This is a genomic window from Actinomycetes bacterium, from assembly GCA_024222295.1.
Classification (GTDB): Bacteria; Actinomycetota; Acidimicrobiia; order Acidimicrobiales; family Microtrichaceae; genus JAAEPF01.
Genome location: JAAEPF010000097.1, coordinates 1 through 3,160, shown reverse-complemented (window position 1 = coordinate 3,160; position 3,160 = coordinate 1). Strand labels below are relative to the sequence as shown.

Annotated in this window: 3 protein-coding genes; 1 reads left to right on the top strand and 2 read right to left on the bottom strand. The window is 68.3% G+C overall.

Annotation, left to right across the window (positions count from 1 at the left end; genetic code table 11):
* Together GY812_17630 and GY812_17625 are read right to left on the bottom strand one after the other, a co-directional pair.
* Window positions 1–652, bottom strand: a 652-nt coding sequence (locus GY812_17630; GenBank protein ID MCP4437302.1) for a hypothetical protein, incomplete at its 3' end; no start/stop codon positions are given.
* A 90-nt stretch (window positions 653–742) separates the two neighbouring features.
* Window positions 743–1,984, bottom strand: coding sequence for an ISL3 family transposase (locus tag GY812_17625; protein ID MCP4437301.1), 1,242 nt, complete (start codon window positions 1,982–1,984; stop codon window positions 743–745).
* A 243-nt stretch (window positions 1,985–2,227) separates the two neighbouring features.
* Between GY812_17625 and GY812_17620 the strand changes: the two genes are divergently transcribed.
* On the top strand, window positions 2,228–3,160 hold a 933-nt coding region (locus GY812_17620; protein ID MCP4437300.1), incomplete at its 3' end, for a protein kinase.

The following is a 3,160-nucleotide window of genomic DNA, read 5'->3' as shown; positions in this document are numbered from 1 at the left end:
GGATGTCCACGACCCCGTCGCCCTCCTTGGCGCGCATCGCGTTGAAGCTGGGGATGGCCGCCTCGCTCTCGAAGGGCTGCAGCGCAGCGGCCAGGCGGAAGAGGCGCAGGTCGTCGATCTCCAAGGCCAGGCCCTCGGCGTCGTAGGCCCGAATCGGCGCCGGAAAGACGCCCTCCGGCCCGCTCGGTACGCGATAGCGAATCACCCACGCGTCTCCGCGCTCGACCTCGACGACCGCGGGGTCGAAGTCCGGGTCCAGCGCGGAGAAGTCGATCTCCACGGCCTCCGCCTCGGCCTCCACGCGGAACTCGGCGATCTCACCGGGGACCAGGAAGCGGGGCGCCTCGTGGGCGAAGATCTCGGCGCGCGGGTTGAGCACCTCGATGTGCGCAACAGCGACCTCTCCGCCCGCCTCCAGCGAGATCTGGTGAGGCCCGTCTTCGAGCCGGGTGGCGTCGAGGATGGTCCGCGCGCCGACGCCTTTGCCCTCCGCGCAGATCTCGCCATCGACGAGGAGTCGACGTTCCGGATCATCGGGGACGTCCAGGGCGAGCTCGACTCGGCCGCTGTCGATGAAAGGCGCAACCTCGATGCCGATGTCGGCGGCGGCGGGCAGGCTGAGGGCGAGCAGGAGAAGTTGGCGTGGGTGCATCCGGAACCTCGTTGGGGGTGGCTTCGGGTGCTTCTACGCAGTCGGGATCGTGTTCTTTTTTTGGGGTCTCCTGCCATGTTCGTGGGTCGATCATGGGGATCGACCTGGCAGGCACGGTGCGAGACCGCCGAGGCTCAGCAGGCCGAGCGCGATGATGGCCTCGGCGCTGTGAAAGCCGAACGCGCGCCTCGTGATCAGTCGCAGCCGGGTGTTCAAGCCCTCGACACGAGCGTTGGTCAGCCCGTGGGTCAGCACAGCGTCGATCTCCGTTCGCATCCGCTTGATCGAGCGTCCAACCTTGACGAAGGGCTTCAACCGGCAGCGCTGCGCCCAGGCCAGCCAGCGATCCAGCAGGCGCTTGCCGGCTTCTCCGCGAAGTCGGAACACCTGCCGGAGCTGCTCCTTGAGCAGGTAGGCCCGGTACAAGGGTCTGTTCGTCTTGCTGATCGCAGCCAGAGTGGCCTTCTGCTTCAGCGTGAGGTCGTCTGGATTCTTCCAAAGCGCATAGCGCGCGCCCTTCACCGCCTTGGCTGAAGCGCGCTGGCCCGCCTTGCGTGCTGTATTCCACACGTCGCGCCGCACCTGGTCGAGAGCCTTCGTCGCCCAGGACACGACGTGGAACGGGTCCATGCACAGCGTCGCCTCAGGACACCCGCGCCGAACGGCGTTCCTGATCCACGCGGCGGCATCCGCGCTGACCAGCTCGATCTGAGCGCAGCCCTCGGGACCGAGCATCTCGAAGAACTTCGATAGGGTCGCCTCGTCGTGCCCATTCGCGGCCCACAGCAGCTTCCCGGTGTCGTGGTCCACCACGACGGTCAGGTAGCGATGACCCTTCCGATAGCTGATCTCGTCGATTCCGATCCGGCGCACGTTCTTGAGCCTCGCAGCCGGATCCGCCTCGGCCACGACCCGTTCGATGATGCGACCTACGGTCCGCCATCCGAGGCGTAGCAGCTCTCCGACCCCACTCTTCGAGCACTGGGTGACGAGCCACGCCACCGTGTCTTCGAAGGCTCGAGTGAAGCCCGAACGGTGCCGGGCCCAGGAAACCTTCGCCGTTCTGACACCGTGCTCTGCGCACCTGACCCGCGGCGCATGGGCTTCGACGAACGCTCGGACGAAGCCGAGGTCCAGCGCCCTCCAGCGGCGTTCTCGGCCGGCATCGTAGCGAGGGCAGACCCGTCCGCAGTCGGGACACCTCGGCCTCCGCCGCTCCCGGGCCGGCGGTCGTATCTGCGCCACCAGCACGCCGCTGCGGTCCATCTCTACGCTCTCGACGATAGCGCCCTCGACGCCCAGCAATCTGGCCCATAAGCTCGGCTTGCGCACGTCCCACTCCATCATCTGGTCTTGCAACTCGACGGTAGAGCGAGGGCGTGCGCACTTCATCCATCACGCGCCGCTGATGTCCATTCCCAAGCCCAGAGGTCGCAACGCGCTACCCCAAGGCACGGGCGGTCTTGAGTCCGATGCGAGGGGGAGCGAGGGCAGGGATCGACCCACGAAGATGGCAGGAGAGCCTTCTTTGTCGGGCAGTTCCTGGAGCAGCTCGTGCGGGACGGGCTCCTTCACATGGGTGAGCGGGGGGTCTGGAGCTGGGACCTGTCGGAGATCGCCGAGCGCAGCTTCACCGACAACGTGGTCGAGCTGATGACCGGGCGGATCAGCGCGTTGGAGGGCGCGACGGCGCGCGCGCTGCAGCTGGCGGCGTGCATCGGCAGCCGCTTCGGGCTGCAGCGCCTCGCCGCCGTGCTGGAGGTGGAGCCCGCAGCCGCCGCGACCACGCTGTGGCCCGCCATCGAGGCGGAGCTGGTCGTGCCGCTCGACGATAGCTACCGGCTGATGCAGACCGAGGCGGCTGGAGACCTCGATCCTCGGTATCGCTTCGCCCACGACCGGGTGCAGCAGGCCGCCCACGATCTGCTCTCCGAGGGCGATCGGGCGGCCACGCACCTGCAGCTGGCGCGCGCCGAGCTGGACGCGGGTGAGCTCCAGGACGAGGGGCTCTTCTCCATCGCAACGCACGCCAACTTCGGGGCGGCGCAGGTGGTGGAGACGAGCGAGCGTGCCCGCTACGCCAGGCTGAACCTTCAGGCGGGTCGAAAGGCCAAGCGCTCCGCGGCCTTCGAGCCCGCGTTGCGCTACCTGCTGGCCGGGCGGGCCTTCCTCGCCGATCCCTGGGGAGGTGATGGCTACCCGCTGGCTTTCGAACTCGCCGAGATCCACTACCTGGTGGGCGAGCACGAGGCGGCCGAGGCGCTCTTCGCCGAGCTGCTGGAGCACAGCACCGAGGCCCTGGACCGGGCGCGGATCTTCAACCTGAAGCTGGTGCTCTACGGCAACACCGGTCGCTACCCGGAGGCCATCGACTGCGCGGTGCAGGCCCTGGCGCATTGCGGGGAGCGCTTCTCGGCTCGTCCGGGCAAGGCGGGGCTGAGCCTGGAGCTCCTTCGCACGCTCCGCCTCCTGCGCGGGAAGACGCCCGAGGGTCTGCAGGACCTGCAG